Origin of the sequence: Microbacterium sp. (genome assembly GCF_035687345.1) — a bacterium.
GTDB lineage: Bacteria > Actinomycetota > Actinomycetes > Actinomycetales > Microbacteriaceae > Microbacterium.
On sequence record NZ_DASRXZ010000118.1, the window covers coordinates 1 to 19,588 of the forward strand.

The window sequence follows — 19,588 nt, forward strand, 5'->3', positions numbered from 1 at the left end:
GAGCGAGTTCGCCGCGGATGTCCCCCGCGGTACGCGCGTCGTAGACCACTACGCGGCGCTCATGCGCGACCCGGATCCCGCGGTGCGGACAGCCGCCGCCGACCGGTGGGACGCGTGGGAGTCGACGCACATCTCACTGGACCCCGCGTGGGAGCCAGGCCCGCTGAACGAAGACCTGCGAGTCCGGCAGAACGTGGCGACCCTCGTCACCCACTACTGGTCCAACGACTGCTTCCTCACCGGCGATCGCGTGGTCCTCGACCGCGCGGGTGAGCTCAGCGGCATCCCGGGCGTCCTCATCCACGGGCGCTACGACGTCAGCGGTCCCGCGATCACGCCGTGGCGTCTGCACCAGGCCTGGCAGGGAAGCCGATACCTCATCGTCGAGACGGAGGGCCACGGCGGCCCGATCGAGATGGGCATGACGGCCGAGGCGATCGACGGGTTCGCACAGCGCGGCGCGTGATCACCGCCGTGTCCCGGGAGAGAGCGAGCGGACGATTCGATCGATGACCCGGATGCCTCGCCGAATCCGCTCCTCGTCGACGTTGCCGAACCCGATCACGAGCGCGGGCGGCAGCGGGTCGGCCTCGGTCGCGGCATCCGTCTCGCCGAAGCGGTACCGACCCAACCCGTTCACGCGAACGCCCCTCGCGGCGGCCGCCTCCGCGACTGCAGTCTCGGATGCGCCGTCCGGCAGCCGCAGCAGAGCATGGCATCCGGCCGCCAGCCCCTCGAGCCGGCCCGGACCGAACGCACGCTCGACCTCCGCGGCGAGCACGTCGCGTCGCGCGCGATAGATGTCGCGCATCCGGCGCAGGTGGCGATCGTAGCGACCCGATTCCATGAGCAGCGCGAGTGCCTCCTGGTCGAGCGCGGGGGCGCCGCGGGTGCTGAGTCGCTTCTCCTCGACGATGCCCGGCACGAATCTCCGGGGTGCGAGCACCCAGCCGAGCCGGATCGCGGGCGCGAGCGTCTTGCTCACCGAGCCCAAGGCGATCACGCGATCGGGGTCGAGGCCCTGGAGCGAGCCCACCGGCTGGCGGTCGTAGCGGAACTCGGCGTCGTAGTCGTCCTCGAGGATGACTCCGTCGACCTCGTTCGCCCACGCGATGAGGTCGCGGCGGCGAGCCGGCGCCAGCGCCACACCGGTAGGACACTGATGCGCCGGCGTGACCAGCGCGGCACGCGCTCCGCTCGCACGCAGGCGCTCCACATCGACGCCCTCCGCATCGACACGCACCGGAACTGCCTCGAGCCCGGCGCGGCGCGCGATGACGTCATGCTCGCGCGGGCCGGGGTCTTCGAGGGCGATGCGACGGATGCCGCTCCCCGCGAGCGCCGCGAGGGCGAAGGTCAATCCCTGGCGGAACCCCGACACGATGACCGCGCCCTCGGGCGACGCGAATCCCGACCGCACCCGCCGGTGGTACGCGGTGACGACCTCGCGCAGATGCCTCGACCCGCTCGGGGTCTCGTCGCCGAGCTCGGCGGTGGGGAGCGTGCGCGTCGCCTCGACGAGCGCTCGACTCCAGTCGCCGAGCGGCACGGAGCGCAGGTCGGGGATGCCGTACTCGAAGTCGACCTCGATGCGCGGGGGCTCCGGCGGCGCGACCGCGGGCGCAGCATCCGTCTCGCGCGCACCCGCAGTGAGCGCGGCCGCCACCCGCGTTCCCGACCCGACCTCCGACTCGAGGTACCCTTCGGCGACGAGCTGCTCGTACGCCTCGACCACCGTGCCGCGCGAGACACCCAGCAGCTCGGCGAGCGTGCGCGTGGACGGCAGGCGCTCGCCGGCCGCAAGGCGACGATCGCGGATCGCGGCCCGCAACTGGTCCTGCACCTGCTCGCCGAGCGGCGCCCCGCCCTTCTCGAGCATCAGCGGAAGGTCGGGCCCGCCCCGCCGCCAGTCCACGGTCACACCCCGAGGCTACGAATGGACCACTCATCCGATCAAGATGTGGCCCTTCACGGTGGACCGTCGCCGGCCCTAGGTTCGGATGCATGAGTTTCGGAGTCGTCCTCGCACTGTCGTCGGCCGTCGCGTACGGCGCGTCGGACTTCGTCGGCGGGGTCGGCGCACGCCGGTTCTCGTCGTGGCAGATCGTGCTCGTCGGGCAGACCACCGGCGCAGTCGTCATGCTCATCGCGGGCCTCGCACGGCCCGGCACCCCAGCGCCGGCCGACTTCGCGTGGGCGCTCCTGGCCGGCGTGGGCTCGGCTACGGGGAGCATCTTCCTCTTCCGCGGACTCTCGCGCGGCCGCATGGGGCTCGTCGCACCGATCTCGGCCGTCGGAGCCGCGGTGCTGCCGGTGCTCGTCGGCGTCGCACTCGGTGAGCGCCCGAGTTGGCTCGTCTGGGTCGGCATGGCCCTCGCGCTGCCGGGCATCTGGCTCGTCTCGCGCCCCGCGGCATCCGATCGCCCCCATGACGTGCGCGGCGCGGTGCTCGACGGTGTGCTCGCCGGCGTCGGTTTCGGGCTCCTGTTCATCGCGCTGGCGCAGATCGCGGATGCCGCGGGCCTCCTGCCCCTCGCGGCCAACCAGCTCTCCGGTGCGGTGCTCACCGTCGTCGTCGCGTCCCTTCTCAAGCAGACGTGGCGTCCGACGCGCGAGGTGCTCGGCTGGGGGAGCGCGACGGGCGTGCTCGGCGCGTGCGGCACCCTCGCGTTCATGGTCGCGACGGGCTTCACGAGCCTCGGGATCGCGGCGGTGCTGGCATCCGTCTACCCCGCCGTGACCGTCCTACTGGCGGCCGGCCTGTTGCGAGAGCGGATGGGCGCGGCGCAGCTCGCGGGCATCGGAATCTGCACCGTCGCCGTCGCATGCCTCGCGCTCGGCTGAAAGGAACGAACCCATGTTTACCCCGGTCGCCGAAGGCGTGTTCATTCATCGGAGCGAGCTCCTCCGCAACAACACGGTCGTCGTGGAAGGCGATGCGGGCGTGCTCGTCGTCGACGCGGGCGTGACCGGCGACGAGCTGGAGTGTCTGGCGGGCGACATCCGTGCGCTCGGGCAGACCGTTGCCGTCGGGTTCTCGACGCATCCGGATTGGGATCACGTGCTGTGGCACGACGCCCTGGGCGACGCGCCCCGCTACGGAACCGCCGGTTGTGCCGAGTTGCTGCGCGCGTTCCGCGCGCAGCCCGGGTGGGAGGCGCGGGCCCGCGAGGCGATGCCGCCCGAGATCGTCGACGCGACTCCGCGCGAGGGCTTCGGGCTCGTCGCGGCGCTGCCGGGCGAGGCGTCCGCGTTGCCGTGGGATGGTCCGACGATCTGCATCATCGACCACCCCGCGCACGCCGTCGGCCACGCGGCCCTGCTGATCGAGGACCGCGGCGTGCTCATCGCCGGCGACATGCTCTCCGACCTCTTCGTTCCGATGCTCGGCGAGTTCGAGGGATCCGCCGACCCGCTCGACGAATACCTGACGGGCCTGCGCCGGCTGGAAGAGACGGCGGATGCCGCATCCGTCGTCATTCCGGGCCACGGATCGCCGGGCCGTGATGTGCGGGCGCGCATCGCGCGCGACCGCGCGTACGTCGAGGCGCTGCGCGAGGGCCGCGAGATCGACGACCCGCGCATCGCATCGCCGGAACCGGGGTGGGAGTGGGTGAGCTTCATCCACGAGGGTCAGGTCGAGCGCGTCGCGCGGTGGCGCGAGAGTGCGTGAGGTGACCGGCTACCCCGGGTGGTCGAGATTGCGCGAATGACGGGTCGCGCTGCGGCGCGGCGGTGATTCGCGCGATCTGGACGGATGCGGCGCGCGGTCGCCGCGGCCTCCGGTGCCGGTATCGTCGTCGCGTGAGCGACTACGAAGTGACCCGGATCGGCTCCCTCGACCGGTGGCGGAGCCACTTCGGAGGGTTCGACGAATCACGATCCCGGGACGGCCGCCGTGTCGTCGACCACGAGCTCACGATGCAGTACATCGGGATGACGGCCAACGCGCTCGTCCCCGGCGAAGAAGCCGGTTACTGGCACTCTCATGAGCGCGTCGAGGAGCTCTACGTCTTCCTCGAGGGGCTCGGCCAGATGGGGCTCGACGACGAGGTGATCGATGTCGAGCCCGGCTCGGTCGTGCGCGTCGGTCAGGGCGTGTGGCGCACGTGGCGTGCGCGCCCCGACAGCCCCGGCGAGCTTCGGTGGCTGTGCATTCGAGCGGGCGGGGAGGAGCTGCCGCACCTGCCGAACGACAGCTCGCGAGCTCCCGAACGCCCGATGCCCTGGAGCGATTGAGGCAAAGCCGGCCGAGATTGCGCGAACGACGGCCGACGCGGCGCAGGCGCGGCGATTCGCGCAGTATCGACGGATGCCGCGCGGGCGCGCTCAGTCGTCGTCGCCGCCCCCACCCGGACCACGGCCGCGACCGGGACCGGAGTTGTCGTCGTCGGGCGGGCCACCGCCCGGGCCGCCGGGACCGTCGTCGTCCGAGTCGGCCGGCGGCGGTGGCGCGGGACGGCGGAGGTACTCACCGGGAGGCGCCGGGAAGCCGCCGCCCGGGTAGAGCTGATTCGCGACCGCCTGGATGTCCCGCGCGAGCGGGAGGCGGATCGTCGACAGCTGGCGGCCGTTGTGCCACGCGCGGAACACGTCGCCGAACCCGATCGCGTTCCCCGCCCACACGCCGGTCGTCACGCGGGTGCTCGACTCGACGAGCCACGTCTGGATCTGCTCGTGCGTGCCGGTCTTGCCGATCATGGGCGTGCCGTCGTTCGGGTTCCCGCCGAATCCGGTGCCGCCGGGCCGCATGACGCCCTGGAGCGCGAACGCCGTCGCAGCGGCGACCTCCGGGCTGATCGCCTGCTTGCAGCGGTTGCCCGGGACGGGGACGTTCTGGCCGTCCGCGTCCACCACACGCTCGATCGCGCGCGGGACGCAGTACACCCCGTTGTTGGCGACCGTGGCGTACGCCGCCGCGAGGGCGACGGGCGCGATGTTCTCGGTGCCGATGATCGCCGCGGCGCCGTTGAGGTCGATCGGGTCGCCCGATCCGCGGGTCACGCCCATGCGCGCCGCGACGTTCTCGATGTCGCACAGATCGAGTTGCTCGGCCATGCCGAGGAAGCCGCTGTTGAGCGACTGCGCGGTGAACTGCATGGGCGTGCCGGTGTAGCCGCGGACGCCCCCGAAATTGCGCACGATGTGGTTCTCGAGGTTCACCCACGTGCCGTCGCAGCGGTCGTTGAGGCGCCGGATCGGGCGCACGTTGCCGTTCACCGGCTGGAAGAGGGACTTGCCCTTCTCCAGCCAGTCCACGAGCGTGAAGAGCTTGAAGGTCGATCCGGTCGGGAAGCCGTCGGAGCGCCCGTGGATCGAGTTGCCCGCGTAGACGAGCGAGGTGTACGCGAGATCCGTCGCGGCGACGTCCCGGTCTTCCGTGAACCGGTTGTTCTGGCCGATCGCGAGGATCCGTCCGGTGTTCGTCTCGATGCTGACGGATGCCGCGCCGAAGTTCATGCCCGGCACCGTCACCGGCGCGTACCGCGACATCGCGTCCTGCGACGCCTGCTGCAGCCGCAGGTCGATCGTGGTGTAGATGCTCAGGCCGTCGCGTGTGAGCGACCGCTGACGCTCCTCGGCGGTCTCGCCGAAGGCGGCGGCGTAGTCCGGGTCGTAGCGCACCGTGTTGACGACGTACTGGCAGAAGAACGGCGCCGACGACGAGGCGCAGCCCGTGCGCGGGGGCCGGATCGCGGGGGTGATCGGCTCGATCGCCGCGGCGACGTACTGCTCGTCGGTGATGCGCCCTTCCTCCCGCATCCGGTCCAGCACATACAGCTGCCGACCCTTGGTCGCGCTGTACGCGTCACCCGCGGCGAGGTGCTGCTCCTCGGTGATCACACCTCGCGCCAGGAGGGAGTCGAGGCCAGCGAGCGTGCCGCGGGTCACGTCTTCGATCGATCCGTCCGCCGCCTTGTTGTAGCGGGTGGTGCCGTCCTCGCTGACGATCGAGCCCTGGGGTTGGTCGATGCGGAACGTGTTCGGGTTCTGCACGATGCCCGCGAGGGTGGCGGCCTGCCCGAGCGTCAGCTTCGACGCGGTCGTGTTGAAGTAGTACCGCGCGGCAGCCTCGATGCCGTAGGTCCGGCCACCGAAGTTCGCGATGTTGAGGTATCCGAGCAGGATGGTGTTCTTGGAGTACTGGCGCTCGACCTGGATCGCGTAGCGGATCTCCTGCAGCTTGCGGTGGTACCCCTCGATGCCGCTGGCCTGGGTCGCGTCGAGCCAGCAGTCCAGCAGCACCTCTTCGCGCGTCTTGATCTTGTCGGTGCCGTCCTCGTTCTTGACAGGATCACCGTTCTCATCGAGGACGGGCTGGGCCTTCGCGTCGCGCTCGCAGCGTTGCACGAGGACGTTCTTGACGTATTGCTGGCTGATCGAGGAGCCGCCCTGGATCTGACTGCCCTGGGCGTTGCGGATGAACGCGCGGGCCGTTCCGATGAGGTCGACGCCGCCGTGCTGGAAGAAGCGCGGGTCTTCGGACGCCAGGATCGCGTCGTAGACGACGGGGGCCACCTGGTTGAACTCGACCGGAACGCGGTTCTGGTCGTAGAACTTGGTCAGCTCGACGTCCTTGCCGGTGTCGGGGTCCCGGGCGTAGATCGTCGTCGGCAGCATCAGCCGCTCGATCTCGAGGTAGCTGGGCAGGCCTTCGAACAGCGTCGCCGCCGAGTTCGCCGCGTGGCCCGCGAGGGCGATCGCGGGAGCGAGGGGGGCGACGACCAGCAGCCCCGCGATGACGCTCAAGACCGCAAGCCCGGCCAGACCGCCGAGCACCCCGGCGATCGTGCGCCTGTAGGGCGGCAGCCCCACCTGCGGAGAACCCTCTGCTGACGGTTTCACGACGGCATCCAATGTGCGGTTGGTGAGAGCATGTCACACCGCTCCGAATTGTGCGACCGGTCGTTATCGGACCGAAAAGTCGGATGCCGCATACGGCATCCTGCGCACGCTGGAGCCCGCCGAGATTGCGCGAATCGCGGTTTCGCCGTTGCCGAGGCGGTGATTCGCGCAATCTCGACGGGGGGGCGGGGGCCCCGGAGTCAGCGCGACGCGCGGAGCGCGGACTGGATCCGGCGGATGTGCGCGCCGAGCTCCCCCGACGCGAGGAGCCCCGACCCGAGCGGGCCGGACGAGTCCTCACCGACGAGCGGCAACCGGCGAAGAGCGGATGCCGCCTGCGCCGTCATGCGCTCGAGCTGCCATGCGAGCTCGGCGGTCGCCGCATCCGCCCCTCTTCCTTCGTCAGCCGCCAGGGCGACGGCCTTCGCGGCGTACGCGGCCGCACCCAGGGCATGCGCGCCCATGTGCGCCACTCCCGCCGCCTGCGCGGCGGCGCGAGCGGCTGCGGCTCCGGCCGGCGATGTCGCGGAATGCGCCGCCCGACCCGCGACGAACCTGCGCCGGATCTCCTCGGCCGCGGTGAGCTCGCCGCGCGAGAAGGCGCGCGCTCGCGCGATCGCGTCGCGCGCGCGGTCGTCGTCGGGAGCCTCCACCTCGAACACGGGCAGCACGCGCTCGGCGCAGTCCGCTGCCCATGCCGCGACGAGGCGGCGGTCCTCCTCGCTCAGGGACTGCGGTGACAGCGGGGATGGCACGTCAGCACTCTCGCACATTCGCGGTCGACCGCGCCGCGTCGGACGCGGGGAGTAGCCTCGGCACGGTACGAGCGAGGAGGCTCCCCCTATGCGCACCGTGACGTTCTCGATGACGATGTCGCTCGACGGATTCATCGTCGATCCGGAAGGGAGCATCGACTGGTCGGCACCCGACGACGAGATCTTCCGGTCCCACATCGAAGAGATCCGCAGCGTCGACGTGCACCTCCTCGGGCGCAGGCTCTACGAGACGATGCTCTACTGGGAGGATCCGGAGGTCGCGCAGTCGTTCAGCGAAGACGAGCGGGAGTGGGCCTCACTGTGGAACCCGCTGCCGAAGGTCGTGTTCTCGAACACGCTCGCCGAGGTGCAGGGCAGTGCGCGGCTCGCCCAGGGGAGCATCGCCGATGAGATCCAGCGACTCCGCGCGGAGCCGGGCGACGGCGAGATCGCGATCGGCGGCGCCACGCTCGCCGCGGCGGCCGCAGACGCCGACCTCATCGACGAGTACCGCGTGCGCATCTACCCCGTGCTCCTCGGGGGCGGCATCCCCTTCTTCGCGCGCGACGAGAAGAAGGTCGACCTCGAACTGCTCGAGACACGCGTGTTCGGCAGCGGCGTCGTCTATCTGCGCCATCGCGTCCGTCACTGACGCCCAAGTCGGCGGATGCTCCGCCACCCCCCCTTTCGCGGCATCCGGTACCGACCTAGCGTGGACCGCCTGGACAGCAACGGGCACGAGGAGGCTCCCAGATGCGACGACTGACCGTGGACTTCATCATCTCCCTCGACGGATACGGCGCCGCAGAAGGCTGGCCGGGGTGGTGGGGCATGGAGAGCCCCGAGTACCTCCAGTGGCTCGACGATTCGCCGGAGAAGAGCGACCCGATTCTCATGGGCGCCAAGACGTACCGGCTCATGTCGGCGTTCGCGACCTCGGGCGAGCCGGGCACCGAGGCGCTCACCGACATGCCGAAGTTCGTCTTCTCTTCGACCCTCACCGAGCCGCTCGAGTGGGCGAACTCGACGCTCGTCACCGGTGACCCGGTCGAGGCCGTGCGTCGGCTCAAGCAGGAGTCCGACCACAACCTCCGCACGCTGGGGAGCGTCTCGCTCTGCCGCACCCTGCTGCAGGCCGGGCTCGTCGACATCTACCGGGTCGTGATCTTCCCGGTCATCACGGGCGCTACGGGCCAGGACCGCATCTTCGACGGGTACCCCGACGTGCGCCTCGATCTCGTGAACAGTCGCACCTTCGAGGGTGGCCTTCAACTGCTGGAGTACGCGCCGACCGTCCTCGAGGGCCCGCCCGGCACGGTCGTGTAGCCCGCCGGCACGGTCGCGTGCGACCGTCAGCGGATCTCGACGTTGCCGGCGTTCGCCGTGCGCCCGCCGACCTCGACGAGCCGGCCGTCGTCGACCACACGCGCGAACAGCTGCGAGCCCTCGCCCTGCGTGATCTCGAGGTCGCGGCCGAGCATCCCGGCGAGACGGATCGCGGCGGCTCCGGTTGCCGGGTCCTCCGGGATGCCGATGGCGGGCCCGAACATGCGCGAGCGCACGCGTCCTGCGCGCTTATCGCTCCAGGCCCAGACGTAGAAGATTCCGCCTCCATAGGCGGCGGGGTCGACGGACTCGACATCCCGCGGCGACTCGAGTTGCTGGAACTCGAACTCGGGCCCCCAATCCGGCACGGCGGTGACGAACACGAGGTCTCGCTCCGTCCGAACGTGAACCGTGCCCGCGGGGACCACGATCGAGCGGATGTCGTCGCCGCTGCCGCGCAACCACGCGGCGAGGCCGACGGTCGGATGCCCCGCGAAGGCGAGCTCTCGCGTCGGGGTGAAGATCCGCGCGCGGCACCGTCCGTCCGAGACCTCGTCGATGAAGATCGTCTCGCTGAAGCCGAGGTCGCTCGCGATCTGCTGCTCCTGCCCGCGCGTCGAGTCGGACGACCAGATGATCCCGAGCGGGTTGCCGTACTGCCCGCGGGGGTCGACGAACACATTCACGACATCGGCGAAGAGGCCCACGCCTCCGGATTCTCGCAGGGTGCGACGGTGAGTGCGAGGCACTTGACGCGGGGGCACACGGATGCGTCGATCCGGCGCGTAGCGCATCTCGAGCACCGCGTCGACCCCCCTCGCGGCATCCGAACCGGTTCTTATCGTTGACCTACTTCCGGGAACGGCCCGGATCTGTCAGGAGGGAGCCGACATGGGTCTTGACGACAAGGTTCAGAACGCCGCCCAGGACATGGCCGGCAAGGCGAAGGAAGCCGTCGGCAAGGGCACCGACGACGAGCGTCTCGAAGCCGAGGGGCAGGCCGACCAGACGAAGGCCAACCTCAAGAAGGCCGGCGAGAACGTCAAGGACGCCTTCAAGTAGATCTGACGTACTGACCGAGCGCCCCCGCCCTCACGGCGGGGGCGCTTCTCGTGACCCACCTGCCGCTCGGCCGAGCCGGGCAGTACCGTGATGCCATGCGCGAGCCGACCGCTACCGCTCGCCGCTCGTGGCTGCCGATGGCGGGGCTGTTCCTCGCTCAGATGCTCATGTCGTACAACGTCGCCGCGCTGCCGGTGTCCCTCGGCGGCATCGTCGAGACGCTCGGTGTGCCGCCGACCGCCGTCAGCACCGCGATCGTCACGTACGGCATCTTCGTCGCGGCGCTCGTCATGGTCGGTGCGAAGGTGGGGCAGCGCATCGGCTGGGTGATCATGTTCCGGATCGTGGTCGCCGTGTTCGGCGCATCCGCGGTCATGATGATCCTCGCCCCTTCCGCTGTGTGGATCATCGTCGCGCAGGCGCTGGTCGGCGCATCCGCCGCCGTCATCGTTCCGTCGCTCGTCGCTCTCATCGCCGAGAACTACCGCGGGCGGCAGCAGGAGACGGCGATCGGATCGCTCGGATCGGCACGTGCGCTCGCCGGCGTCACAGCCTTCATGCTCGGCGGAACGCTCGCGACGCTCGTCGGATGGCGGCCCGTCTTCCTGATCGTGCTCGTGTTCGCGGTCGCCGCGCTCGCGTTGAGCTTCACGCTGCGGCCCGTCCCCGGCAACCGCGAGGTCACGATCGATTACGTCGGCGCTCTCCTCATCGGTCTCGGCATCGTCATGCTCACGCTCGGCGTGAACAACCTCAACACGTGGGGTCTGTTCGCCGCCCGCGTCGATGCGCCCTTCGACATCCTCGGCCTGTCGCCGGCGCCCGTGCTGATCGTGGTCGGGATCGTGCTCGTCCAACTGTTCTTCTGGTGGACGCGACGCTGCGCCGCCAAGGGCCGCGTACAACTGGTGAGCCTTTCGATCTTCGGTTCGACGCAGGAGCGCGCCGCGATCTACGCGATGTTCATCGTCGTCGCGCTCGAGGCGGCGCTGAACTTCTCGATCCCGCTCTACATCCAGATCGTGCAGGGGCGCACGCCGTTCGACACGTCGCTCGCGATGCTGCCGTTCAACTTGACGGTCTTCTTCGCGGCGATCATCGTGGTTCGCTTCTATCGGCGTTTCACCCCGCGCGCGATCGGCATGTTCTCGTTCGGGCTCACGACGATCGCGCTCGTGTGGCTCGCGCTCGTCGTGACGAACAACTGGGAGACGCTGCCCACGATCCTCGGCCTCTTCGTCTTCGGGGTCGGCCAGGGCGCCCTCGTCACGCTCGTGTTCAACGTGCTCGTCACCGCGTCGCCCAAAGAGCTCGCCGGCGACGTCGGCTCGGTGCGCGGGACGACGCAGAACCTCGCGTCGGCGGTCGGCACGGCGGTCGCGGGCGCGCTGCTCGTCGGTCTGCTGAGCGTGAACGTCGCGACCGCCGTCGCCGCGCACCCCGAGCTGCCGGACGAGCTCGTCTCGCAGGTCGACCTCGACCGCACGAACTTCGTGAGCAACGATCGGCTGCGCGAGATCCTGGAGGAGACGGATGCCTCGCCGAGCCAGGTCGACGCGGCCGTCGAGGTGAACGAGTCCGCGCGCCTCGGGGCGCTCAAGGTCGGGCTGCTCATCCTCGCGGGGGTCAGCGCGATCGCGATCGTGCCCGCGAGCCGGCTGCCCGGATTCAAGCCCGGTGACATCCCCGAGTCGGTCGCCACCGGTGAGGCGACGGCCGTGGGCGCATCCGACGTCAGCGATCCCGACGCTCGCTGACGAGCTCTTCGTCCGTCCGGCTCTCCGTCTCGCCTTCGGCTTCGCGCAGGCGACGGCCGTCGGCGATCTCCTCCTCGCGCTTCTTCTGCCGCTTCTCACTGACCCGCGTGTCGCGCGGCGGAAGCTGGATGGCCTCCTCGGCCTCGATACCCGCCTGCAGCTGCCTGCCGCGCTCGACCTCGGCGTCGAGCTCAGCGCCGAACAGCAGGGCCAGATTCGAGATCCACACCCACAGCAGGAACACGATGACGCCGCCGATCACTCCGTACGTCGCCTGGTAGCTCGAGAAGTTGAGGACGTAGAAGCCGAACCCGACGGACGCCACGGCCCACGTCACGAGCGCGACGAGTGCCCCGAGGCTCATCCAGCGGAACTTCGGCTGCTTCACGTTCGGGGTGGCGTAGTAGAGGACCGCGACGATCACGACGGCGAGGAGGGCCACGATGACCCACTTCGCGATGTCCCACACCACGACCGCCGTCTCGCTCAGGCCGAGGGCCGACGCGACCTGCTCCGCAACGGGGCCCGAGAGCGTCACGAGCACCGCGACGACGACGGCCGCGACGACGCCGATGACGGTGATGCCGAGCATCGCGGGGCGCAGCTTCCAGAACGGACGGCCCTCGTCGATCTCGTAGACGCGGTTCATCGCGCGCGAGAACGCGGTGACGTAGCCGGACGCCGACCACAGCGCACCGACGATTCCGACGATGAACGCGAGCCCGGCCGACGGGGATCTGGCCAGGTTCGCGAGCGGCTCCTCGACGATCCCGAGGGTGTCGGGGGGAAGGATCCCGCCCAGGAAGTCGAGCATCCCCTGAACCGTGGTCTCGGGATCCGAGAACAGGCCGATGATCGAGACGATCGCGAGCAACGCCGGGAACACCGCCAGCACCGCGTAATACGTGAGCGCGGCGGCGAGGTCGGTCGCCTGGTCGTCGACGAACTCGCGGTACGTCTTCTTCAGGATGTAGCCCCACGAGCGCTTCTTCACCTCTGCGGGTGTGTCGGGCTTGCGCGGATCCTCCGGATGCGGCGCGCTCGCCGCCTTGCGGTCTGCGGGCTCTTCGTGTCTCGGCTCGCTCATCGCGCTGCCTCCGCTCCGGGCCGATTCTCGGCCATGATGGGTCCTCCGCTGTGTGGGAGAAGGCACGATAGGACGAGACGCCCGGCGCGGCGCAGGGGCTTGACAGCCTCGCACCCGTGCGGTCGGCGGACCCGCGACACGAGAGGAAGCGAGAACGGAATGAAGGCGGCGTTCATGTACGGCCCGGGTGATGTGCGGGTCGAGACGGCTCCCGACCCCGTCCTCCGGCAGCCGACCGATGCGATCGTGCGGACGGTGCGCGCGTGCGTGTGCGGCTCGGACCTGCATCCGTATCACTCGCTCCCGCCCCGCACCGAGGGGCGGCCCATGGGCCACGAGATGATCGGGGTCGTCGAGGAGGTCGGCCCCGGGGTGCGCACTCTCGCCCCCGGTGACTTCGTGATCGCGACGTTCGCGTACCAGGACAACACGTGCGTCTTCTGCCGCGAGGGGTTCCACACCTCGTGCGTGCGCGGCGGCTTCTACGGGTCGCCCGACGTCGGCGGGCTGCAGGCGGAGCTCTGCCGGGTGCCGCTGGCGGACGGCAGTCTCGTGAAGGTTCCGGATGCCGACCCCGCCGCGCTCGACGACCGCATGCTCGCCTCGCTGCTGACGCTCTCCGACGTGTACCTCACGGGGTATCACGCCGCGCACATGGGCCGCGTCGAACCGGGCAAGACGGTGACCGTCGTCGGCGACGGCGCCGTGGGACTCTCGGCCGTGCTCGCGTCGAAGCGTCTCGGCGCAGAGCGTGTCATCCTCATGGGCCGCCACCGCGACCGCACCGACCTCGGCGTCGAGTTCGGGGCGACCGACGTCGTGGCCGAGCGCGGCGAGGAAGGGGTCGAGCGGGTGATGGAACTCACCGGCGGCGAAGGCTCCCATGTCGTGATCGAGGCCGTCGGGCTCATGCCCGCGCTCGAGCAGTCGATCGGAATCGTGCGCCCGGGCGGGGTCGTCAGCAGGGTCGGCGTACCGCAGTACGACGACGCGCCCGTCGGGCGGCCGCTGTTCTACAAGAACGCGACGATCACGGGCGGTCCTGCTCCCGTGCGGGCGTACATCGAGGATGCGCTTCCCGAGGTGCTCGACGGCACGATCGAGCCCGGAAGAGTCTTCGACCGCACGCTCGGCCTGGACGAGATTCCCCGTGCGTACGCCGAGATGGATGCGCGCACCGCCCTCAAGGTGCTCATCACGCCTTAAGGTCCTAGGCATGGCCAATCCGTTCGCCGAGCTGACTGAGATGCCGGACCCGGTCTACGTGATGGTGGGAGACGGGTATCGGATCGCGACGTACGCGTGGGGCGACGACAGCGACCCGACCGTGGTCGTCGTCCACGGGTTCGCGTCGAACACCCGCGACAACTGGGTGAGCACAGGGTGGGTGCGCGACCTCCGTCGAGCGGGCTATCGCGTCCTCGCCATCGACCAGCGGGGTCACGGCGCGAGCGACAAGCCGCACGAACCCGGCCAATACGACCTGCGCCTGCTCGCGAGCGACGTCGAGGCGGTGCTCGACACCTACCTGGTCGACACCGCCCGCTACGTCGGGTACTCGCTCGGCGCTCGCGTCGGGTGGGAGGTCGCGCAGGACTTCGCCGGCCGCATCGAGCGGGTCGTGCTGGGGGGCGTGCCCGACGGCATCCCGCTCGCGCGCCTCGATCTTCCGCAGGCGCGGGCCTATGTCGAAGACGGAACGCCGGTGACGGATGCCGTGACCCAGAACTACATCCGCCTCACCGAGCGCGTCGCGGGCAACGACCTGCGCGCGCTTCTCGCGATCGCCGAGGGCATGCGGATGTCGGGCACCGTCGACCCCGATCCGTCGCGCGCCCCGGGGCAGCCCATCCTCTTCGCGACCGGCTCCGAAGACGCGATCATCGAGGGGTCGCGCGCGCTCGCATCCGCGTCCCCGCAGGGGCGTTTCGTCGAGATCCCCGGCCGCCACCACTTCAACGCGCCCGGATCGCGGTTCTTCCGCGAGGCGGCGATCGAGTTCCTCGGCGAGACGTGACGGCGACGAATCCGTAGTCTCGGCGTATGCCTGTCACGACGCGCCGCCTGCAGGACCTGACGATCGAGGACCACTCGATCACCGTCCCGCTCGTGTGGGGCGACGCCGATGACGGCCGCACGATCGACGTCCACGCCGCGGTCGTCGCGCGCGATGGCGGCGAGAACCTGCCGTACCTCGTGTTCCTCCAGGGCGGCCCCGGCAACGAGTCACCCCGCGCCTTCCACTCGCCGTCCGCGCCGAACTGGCTCGACGCCGCGCTCGAGCACTACCGCGTGGTGCTGGTCGATCAGCGGGGCACCGGCCGGTCGACTCCGGTCGGCGACGCCGACCTCGAGCGGGGCACCGACGAGCTCGTCGAGCACATCACGCATCTGCGTGCGGACGCGATCGTGCGCGACTGCGAGGCGATCCGCGAGCACCTCGGCGCGGCGACATGGAGCGTGCTCGGCCAGTCCTTCGGCGGCTTCACGACCCTCGCGTACCTGTCGACGGACGCATCCTCGCTCGAGGACGTGTTCATCACGGGCGGGCTGAGTGCGCTCGGCCGCCACCCCGACGAGATCTACTCGGCGACGTACGACAAGATGCGCACAGAGTCGGAGCGGTACTACCGGCGGTTCCCGCAGCACCGCGACGCGGTGCGTCGACTCGCCGATCTCGCGGATGCCGGCCGCATCCGCCTCCCGTCCGGCGAGGTCGTGTCGGCCTCGCGCCTGCGCTCGCTCGGGATGCTGCTCGGCACGAACGACGGGTGGCAGACGGTGTGGTCGCTGCTCGAGCACGACCCCGGCACGAACGCGTTCGCGTACGACCTCGCCGCAGCGCTGCCGTACAGCGCACGCAATCCGCTGTATTACGTGTTCCACGAGTCGAGCTACGCCGACGGCTTCGCCACGAACTGGTCGGCCGAGCGCGTCGAGCCCGACGACTTCCGCGACGATCCGACCCTCCTCACCGGCGAGCACGTGCGGCGCGAGTGGCTCGACACGGTGCCCGGCCTGCAGCCGTGGCGCGACGTGACGCTCGCGCTCGCGGAGGTCGAGTGGCCCCGCCTTTACGACGCCGATGCGATCGCGGCATCCGGAGCCCGCGGGGCGACCTCGATCTACGTCAACGACGCGTTCGTCCCGTTCGAGTTCGCGATCGAGACGTCCCGCCTGATCCCGGGCGTCATCCCGTGGATCACGAGCGAGCACGAGCACAACGGCCTGCGCGCGGGTGACGTTCTCGAGCGGCTCATCGATCTCGCGCACGGGCGCCGCGTGCGCTGAATCCGTCCTGCGGGTCGTCGGCCCGCCCGGGTGCGAAACTAATCCTAAAGAAGTCTTGCGAAAGAAACCTTTAGCATCTAGCGTCATGTCATGACCTCCGACGAGAGCCCGCAACGCGACGCGCGCGAGCGCATCTCCGACCCGGCGCGCATCCGCGCCCTGGCCCACCCGGTGCGCCTCAAGCTGCTCGACCACCTCGGCGACGTCGACGAGGCGACGGCGACCGAGTGCGCCGAGGTCGTCGGCGAGTCACCCGCGAGCTGCTCGTTCCATCTGCGGATCCTCGAGAAGTACGGCTACATCGAGCGCGCGGAGCGCCGTGGCCGTGAGAAGCCGTGGCGCGTGCGCACGAACGACTTCGACCTGCGCCCCGACCCCGACGTGCCGGGTTCGCTGCTCGCCGTGCAGGCCGTCGCCGAGCTCGGGCTCGAGTCGGAGTTCCTGCGTGTGCGCGACTACTTCTCGCGCGTCGAGCAGGAGGAGGACCGCTGGGTGCAGGCCTCGACGTTCACGCGCTCGGCGTTCTGGGCGACGGCCGAGGAGCTCGCCGAGTTCAGCCGTGAGGTGCAGAACCTCACCGACAGATTCGCGGGTCGCAGCGCCGACCCGTCCAAGCGGCCCCCCGGAGCGCGCCAGGCGCGGTTCCTCGCGGTCGTCAACCCCGACCCCGAGGAGACCCGATGAGCACCGAGCCATCCGAGACCGGCGACGCCGAACCTCGCCGGCGTCGCCTTCCGATCGCGTTCGAGGCGCCGGGCTTCGGCCGCCTGTCGACGGCCTGGGTCTTCACCAACCTCGGCGACAGCGCGCTCTACCTCATGGTCGCGGTGTGGGTGAAGCAGTTCACCGGGTCTGATGTGGCCGCCGCGTTCGTGTTCGTCGCGCTCGGGCTCCCGGCGATCCTCGCGCCGTTCATCGGAATGATCGCCGACCGGATGTCGCGCAAGCGCCTCCTCGTCGCGAACAACGTCGCCATGGCGCTCATCGTGCTGTCGATGCTGCTCGTGAGCGGACCCGATCACCTGTGGCTCATCTATGTCGTCATCTTCCTCTACAGCGCGGGCGGGTACGTGACCGCGGCGGCGCAGTCCGGCATCATCCGCGGAATGCTGCGCGACGACCAGCTCGCGAGCGGCAACGGCGTGCTCTCGACGATCGACAACGGCCTGCGTCTCGTCTCACCGCTCATCGGGACGGCCCTCTACGTGATGTTCGGCGCGCACGCTGTCGTGCTGCTCACCGCCGCGTGCTTCGCGGTGTGCGCCGTCGTGCTCATCGGACTGCCGGTCCGAGACGCGGCACCCGAGCGCACGGAATCCCGCGGCTACCTCCGCGAGCTCGTGGCCGGGTTCGAGCACCTCGGCCGTGTCGTGCCGCTGCGCCGGCTGACCATCGCCATCGCGGTCGCGTTCGGGGCCACGGGGCTCATGAACGTGATCATCTTCCCGGCGCTCGACGCGATGAAGGCGGATGCCGCGGCCATCGGCTGGCTGGTGCCGCTGCAGGGCGTGGGGGCGCTCGTCGGCGGCATCCTGTCGGCGACGCTCGTGACGAAACTGGGCGAAGGGCGCGCAGCCGCGTTCGGCCTGGTGATGCTCGCCCTCGGCTCGATGCTCCTGCCGCTCGGCTCGCTCCCGCTCGCCGCGTGCGGAATGGTGATCGCCGGCTTCGGCATCCCGATCACGGTCGTCGGATTCTCGACGATGCGTCAGCGCCTCACGCCCGATGCACTCCAGGGCCGCACGGCGGCGGCCGCGAACGTGTCGCTCAACCTGCCGCAGACGGTGGTGTCGATCGTGGGCGCAGGGCTTCTCGCCGTCGCGGACTATCGCTTGCTCATCTGGGTGACGGTCGCGGCTGTGCTCATCGGCGCAGCCCTCGCCGCGATGGCCCGTACGACGACCACGCCACGGCCCGATGAGGGCCTCCCTGGCAACGGAGCGACGGGCGAGGCTGCGGCGTAAGACGCACCGGCTCAGCGAAGCGCGATGCGCGTGTGCGTCTGCTCCGCGCCGCCCTCCTTCTTGAGCGCGCGGAGGAGCGCGTCGAGCGCCGCCATGTCGGACACACGGATGTGCAGGTGGTAGTCGTACGGGCCGGTGACGTGCGCGGCATCCGTCACCGCTGAAAGCGCCCGCGCCCACTCCAGGAATTCGTCCGAGTCGCGGTCGGCGCGCAGCCGCACGTCGATGAAGGCCTCGATGCCGCCCTTCGCGGACGCGGGCGCGTCGACACCGAGCACGGCACGGTAGCCGACGATCACCTCGGCACGCTCGAGACGGCGCACACGCGCCGCCACGGCGTTCGTGCTGAGCCCCACCTCGCGTCCGATGGCGCTGAAAGAAGCGCGGCCGTCCTCGACGAGAATCGCCAGAATCCGCTCATTGAGCTCGTCCATGCGGCGAATCTACCCGTGCGACCGAGCATCTCGCAGTCTGCGTGCGGACGGCGCCCGATACTGCCGGGCATGACACCTCTCGCGGCGCTCGCCGGCGGAGCCCTCGCCGGCTTCGCGATCGCCGTACCCGTGGGTGCGATCGGCGTGCTGCTCATCCAGGAGGGGATGCGGCGCGGCATCCGTCCGGGCCTCGCCGCAGCGACCGGGGTCGCGAGCGTCGACGCCCTCTACTGTCTCGTCGCCGTGGTCGCGGGTGCAGCCGTTGCGCCGCTCATCACGCGCATCGAGCCGTGGCCGGCGGTGGTGGGAGGGATCGCCCTCGTCGCGATCGCGGCGCTCGGACTGACCAAGGGCTTCGCTCGGGCGGTGCCGCGAAGCAGCGGCCGTCCCGTCGAAGGGTCCGCCCTCGGCGGCTTTCCGCTGTTCTTCGGGCTCACCCTCATCAACCCGGCGACGGTCGTCTACTTCGTCGCGATCGCGACCGGGCTCGCCGACCTGCACGCCGACCCGTTCGCGGCGGCGCTCTTCGTCGCCGGCGCCGGCCTCGCATCGCTCGCGTGGCAGACCGTGCTCGTCGTGGCGGGAGCGATCTTCGGGCGGCGTGCGACACCGCGCGTGCAGCACATCACCGTCATCGTCGGCTACGTGATCGTCGCGGGATTCGGGATCACGCTGCTCGTGCGCGCCCTCGTCTAGGGCGCGGCGAGCGGACGGCTGTGCCACCATGAACACGGGAGACGACGTTCGGGCGTGACCCGGCGTGGTCGTGAGAGCGGAGGGGTCACCGCATGTCGGATGGGGCATCCGCTCGAGGCGCGTCGGTGCCGGCTTCGAACCCGCCCGCGGACTCGTTGCCGACACCCGTGCATCTGCTCTACAGGATCGGTGTTCTCACGGCGCTGGCCGCCTTCGTCTCGATCTTCGCCATCTCCGCCGGCGACATCGAGCTCGGCCCGTTCGAGCCCATGATCATCGGGATTCTCGTCGCCTCATCCGTCTCGGCGTTCGTTCCCGCTCTGGTCGCGCACGCGATCGTCGGCGCGATCCGCAGCCGGCGAACCTGACG

Annotated in this window: 21 protein-coding genes; 15 read left to right on the forward strand and 6 right to left on the reverse strand. The window is 70.3% G+C overall.

Annotated elements, in window-relative coordinates; all coding sequences use genetic code 11:
* On the forward strand, nucleotides 1–466 hold a 466-nt coding region (locus VFF97_RS12825; RefSeq protein WP_414684258.1), incomplete at its 5' end, for an alpha/beta fold hydrolase.
* On the opposite strand, the gene VFF97_RS12830 is transcribed toward VFF97_RS12825, so the two are convergent.
* Entirely contained in the window at nucleotides 467–1,921 is a 1,455-nt protein-coding gene (locus VFF97_RS12830) for a PLP-dependent aminotransferase family protein (RefSeq protein ID WP_325033883.1), read from the reverse strand.
* Between the two features lie 83 nt (nucleotides 1,922–2,004).
* On the opposite strand from VFF97_RS12830, the gene VFF97_RS12835 reads away from it, so the two are divergent.
* From VFF97_RS12835 to VFF97_RS12845, 3 genes are all read left to right on the forward strand, one after another.
* The gene (locus VFF97_RS12835; RefSeq protein ID WP_325033884.1) at nucleotides 2,005–2,844 is read left to right on the forward strand and encodes a DMT family transporter; all 840 of its coding nucleotides are present in this window, start codon (nucleotides 2,005–2,007) and stop codon (nucleotides 2,842–2,844) included.
* 13 nt (nucleotides 2,845–2,857) lie between these two features.
* Entirely contained in the window at nucleotides 2,858–3,673 is an 816-nt protein-coding gene (locus VFF97_RS12840; protein WP_325033885.1) for an MBL fold metallo-hydrolase, read from the forward strand.
* Between the two features lie 131 nt (nucleotides 3,674–3,804).
* A complete protein-coding gene (locus VFF97_RS12845) occupies nucleotides 3,805–4,239 on the forward strand; it encodes a cupin domain-containing protein (protein ID WP_325033886.1) in 435 nt (144 codons plus the stop codon).
* A 90-nt stretch (nucleotides 4,240–4,329) separates the two neighbouring features.
* On the opposite strand, the gene VFF97_RS12850 is transcribed toward VFF97_RS12845, so the two are convergent.
* Nucleotides 4,330–6,846: a transglycosylase domain-containing protein gene (locus VFF97_RS12850; RefSeq protein WP_325033887.1), complete on the reverse strand. Its 2,517-nt coding sequence runs from the start codon at nucleotides 6,844–6,846 to the stop codon at nucleotides 4,330–4,332.
* Between the two features lie 200 nt (nucleotides 6,847–7,046).
* Nucleotides 7,047–7,601, reverse strand: a complete 555-nt coding sequence (locus VFF97_RS12855; RefSeq protein ID WP_325033888.1) for a putative immunity protein — start codon at nucleotides 7,599–7,601, stop codon at nucleotides 7,047–7,049.
* Between the two features lie 88 nt (nucleotides 7,602–7,689).
* Between VFF97_RS12855 and VFF97_RS12860 the strand changes: the two genes are divergently transcribed.
* Nucleotides 7,690–8,253 (forward strand): dihydrofolate reductase family protein, encoded by a 564-nt coding sequence (locus tag VFF97_RS12860; RefSeq protein ID WP_325033889.1) that lies wholly within the window; start codon nucleotides 7,690–7,692, stop codon nucleotides 8,251–8,253.
* A 101-nt stretch (nucleotides 8,254–8,354) separates the two neighbouring features.
* Nucleotides 8,355–8,927, forward strand: a complete 573-nt coding sequence (locus VFF97_RS12865) for a dihydrofolate reductase family protein (protein WP_325033890.1) — start codon at nucleotides 8,355–8,357, stop codon at nucleotides 8,925–8,927.
* Between the two features lie 26 nt (nucleotides 8,928–8,953).
* Here VFF97_RS12865 and VFF97_RS12870 read toward each other — a convergent pair whose 3' ends face one another.
* On the reverse strand, nucleotides 8,954–9,634 hold the full coding sequence (locus VFF97_RS12870) for a PhzF family phenazine biosynthesis protein (protein WP_325033891.1): 681 nt from the start codon (nucleotides 9,632–9,634) through the stop codon (nucleotides 8,954–8,956).
* Nucleotides 9,635–9,818: 184 nt separating this feature from the next.
* Between VFF97_RS12870 and VFF97_RS12875 the strand changes: the two genes are divergently transcribed.
* Both VFF97_RS12875 and VFF97_RS12880 read left to right on the forward strand, forming a co-directional pair.
* On the forward strand, nucleotides 9,819–9,989 hold the full coding sequence (locus VFF97_RS12875) for a CsbD family protein (protein ID WP_325033892.1): 171 nt from the start codon (nucleotides 9,819–9,821) through the stop codon (nucleotides 9,987–9,989).
* A gap of 95 nt (nucleotides 9,990–10,084) precedes the next feature.
* Nucleotides 10,085–11,746: an MFS transporter gene (locus tag VFF97_RS12880; protein ID WP_325033893.1), complete on the forward strand. Its 1,662-nt coding sequence runs from the start codon at nucleotides 10,085–10,087 to the stop codon at nucleotides 11,744–11,746.
* On the opposite strand, the gene VFF97_RS12885 is transcribed toward VFF97_RS12880, so the two are convergent.
* Nucleotides 11,724–12,833, reverse strand: coding sequence for a YihY/virulence factor BrkB family protein (locus VFF97_RS12885; RefSeq protein ID WP_325033894.1), 1,110 nt, complete (start codon nucleotides 12,831–12,833; stop codon nucleotides 11,724–11,726). The genes VFF97_RS12880 and VFF97_RS12885 overlap by 23 nt on opposite strands.
* 159 nt (nucleotides 12,834–12,992) lie before the next feature.
* On the opposite strand from VFF97_RS12885, the gene VFF97_RS12890 reads away from it, so the two are divergent.
* From VFF97_RS12890 to VFF97_RS12910, 5 genes are all read left to right on the forward strand, one after another.
* Nucleotides 12,993–14,039, forward strand: a complete 1,047-nt coding sequence (locus VFF97_RS12890) for a zinc-binding dehydrogenase (protein ID WP_325033895.1) — start codon at nucleotides 12,993–12,995, stop codon at nucleotides 14,037–14,039.
* A 10-nt stretch (nucleotides 14,040–14,049) separates the two neighbouring features.
* A complete protein-coding gene (locus VFF97_RS12895; RefSeq protein WP_325033896.1) occupies nucleotides 14,050–14,850 on the forward strand; it encodes an alpha/beta hydrolase in 801 nt (266 codons plus the stop codon).
* A gap of 26 nt (nucleotides 14,851–14,876) precedes the next feature.
* Entirely contained in the window at nucleotides 14,877–16,124 is a 1,248-nt protein-coding gene (locus tag VFF97_RS12900; protein ID WP_325033897.1) for an alpha/beta fold hydrolase, read from the forward strand.
* 90 nt (nucleotides 16,125–16,214) lie between these two features.
* Nucleotides 16,215–16,808 (forward strand): winged helix-turn-helix domain-containing protein, encoded by a 594-nt coding sequence (locus VFF97_RS12905; protein WP_325033898.1) that lies wholly within the window; start codon nucleotides 16,215–16,217, stop codon nucleotides 16,806–16,808.
* Nucleotides 16,805–18,088 carry an MFS transporter gene (locus VFF97_RS12910; RefSeq protein WP_325033899.1) on the forward strand — a complete coding sequence of 428 codons (1,284 nt, stop codon included), beginning with the start codon at nucleotides 16,805–16,807 and terminating at the stop codon, nucleotides 18,086–18,088. The genes VFF97_RS12905 and VFF97_RS12910 overlap by 4 nt, the downstream gene beginning before the upstream one ends.
* Nucleotides 18,089–18,099: 11 nt before the next feature.
* Here the strand turns inward: VFF97_RS12910 and VFF97_RS12915 are convergent, their stop codons facing one another.
* Nucleotides 18,100–18,522: an Lrp/AsnC family transcriptional regulator gene (locus tag VFF97_RS12915; RefSeq protein ID WP_325033900.1), complete on the reverse strand. Its 423-nt coding sequence runs from the start codon at nucleotides 18,520–18,522 to the stop codon at nucleotides 18,100–18,102.
* A 69-nt stretch (nucleotides 18,523–18,591) separates the two neighbouring features.
* On the opposite strand from VFF97_RS12915, the gene VFF97_RS12920 reads away from it, so the two are divergent.
* Together VFF97_RS12920 and VFF97_RS12925 are read left to right on the forward strand one after the other, a co-directional pair.
* On the forward strand, nucleotides 18,592–19,218 hold the full coding sequence (locus tag VFF97_RS12920) for a LysE family transporter (RefSeq protein WP_325033901.1): 627 nt from the start codon (nucleotides 18,592–18,594) through the stop codon (nucleotides 19,216–19,218).
* Nucleotides 19,219–19,343: 125 nt separating this feature from the next.
* A complete protein-coding gene (locus VFF97_RS12925) occupies nucleotides 19,344–19,586 on the forward strand; it encodes a hypothetical protein (RefSeq protein WP_325033902.1) in 243 nt (80 codons plus the stop codon).
* Nucleotides 19,587–19,588 lie beyond the last annotated feature (2 nt).

Bases quoted from the DNA above. Each gene is read 5' to 3' on its own strand.
- VFF97_RS12880 (WP_325033893.1), top strand. From the start codon at position 10,085: ATGCGCGAGCCGACCGCTACCGCTCGCCGCTCGTGGCTGCCGATGGCG.
- VFF97_RS12920 (WP_325033901.1), top strand. From the start codon at position 18,592: ATGACACCTCTCGCGGCGCTCGCCGGCGGAGCCCTCGCCGGCTTCGCG.
- VFF97_RS12910 (WP_325033899.1), top strand. From the start codon at position 16,805: ATGAGCACCGAGCCATCCGAGACCGGCGACGCCGAACCTCGCCGGCGT.
- VFF97_RS12865 (WP_325033890.1), top strand. From the start codon at position 8,355: ATGCGACGACTGACCGTGGACTTCATCATCTCCCTCGACGGATACGGC.
- VFF97_RS12900 (WP_325033897.1), top strand. From the start codon at position 14,877: ATGCCTGTCACGACGCGCCGCCTGCAGGACCTGACGATCGAGGACCAC.
- VFF97_RS12890 (WP_325033895.1), top strand. From the start codon at position 12,993: ATGAAGGCGGCGTTCATGTACGGCCCGGGTGATGTGCGGGTCGAGACG.
- VFF97_RS12895 (WP_325033896.1), top strand. From the start codon at position 14,050: ATGGCCAATCCGTTCGCCGAGCTGACTGAGATGCCGGACCCGGTCTAC.
- VFF97_RS12840 (WP_325033885.1), top strand. From the start codon at position 2,858: ATGTTTACCCCGGTCGCCGAAGGCGTGTTCATTCATCGGAGCGAGCTC.
- VFF97_RS12875 (WP_325033892.1), top strand. From the start codon at position 9,819: ATGGGTCTTGACGACAAGGTTCAGAACGCCGCCCAGGACATGGCCGGC.
- VFF97_RS12905 (WP_325033898.1), top strand. From the start codon at position 16,215: ATGACCTCCGACGAGAGCCCGCAACGCGACGCGCGCGAGCGCATCTCC.
- VFF97_RS12860 (WP_325033889.1), top strand. From the start codon at position 7,690: ATGCGCACCGTGACGTTCTCGATGACGATGTCGCTCGACGGATTCATC.
- VFF97_RS12915 (WP_325033900.1), bottom strand. From the start codon at position 18,522: ATGGACGAGCTCAATGAGCGGATTCTGGCGATTCTCGTCGAGGACGGC.
- VFF97_RS12835 (WP_325033884.1), top strand. From the start codon at position 2,005: ATGAGTTTCGGAGTCGTCCTCGCACTGTCGTCGGCCGTCGCGTACGGC.
- VFF97_RS12885 (WP_325033894.1), bottom strand. From the start codon at position 12,833: ATGAGCGAGCCGAGACACGAAGAGCCCGCAGACCGCAAGGCGGCGAGC.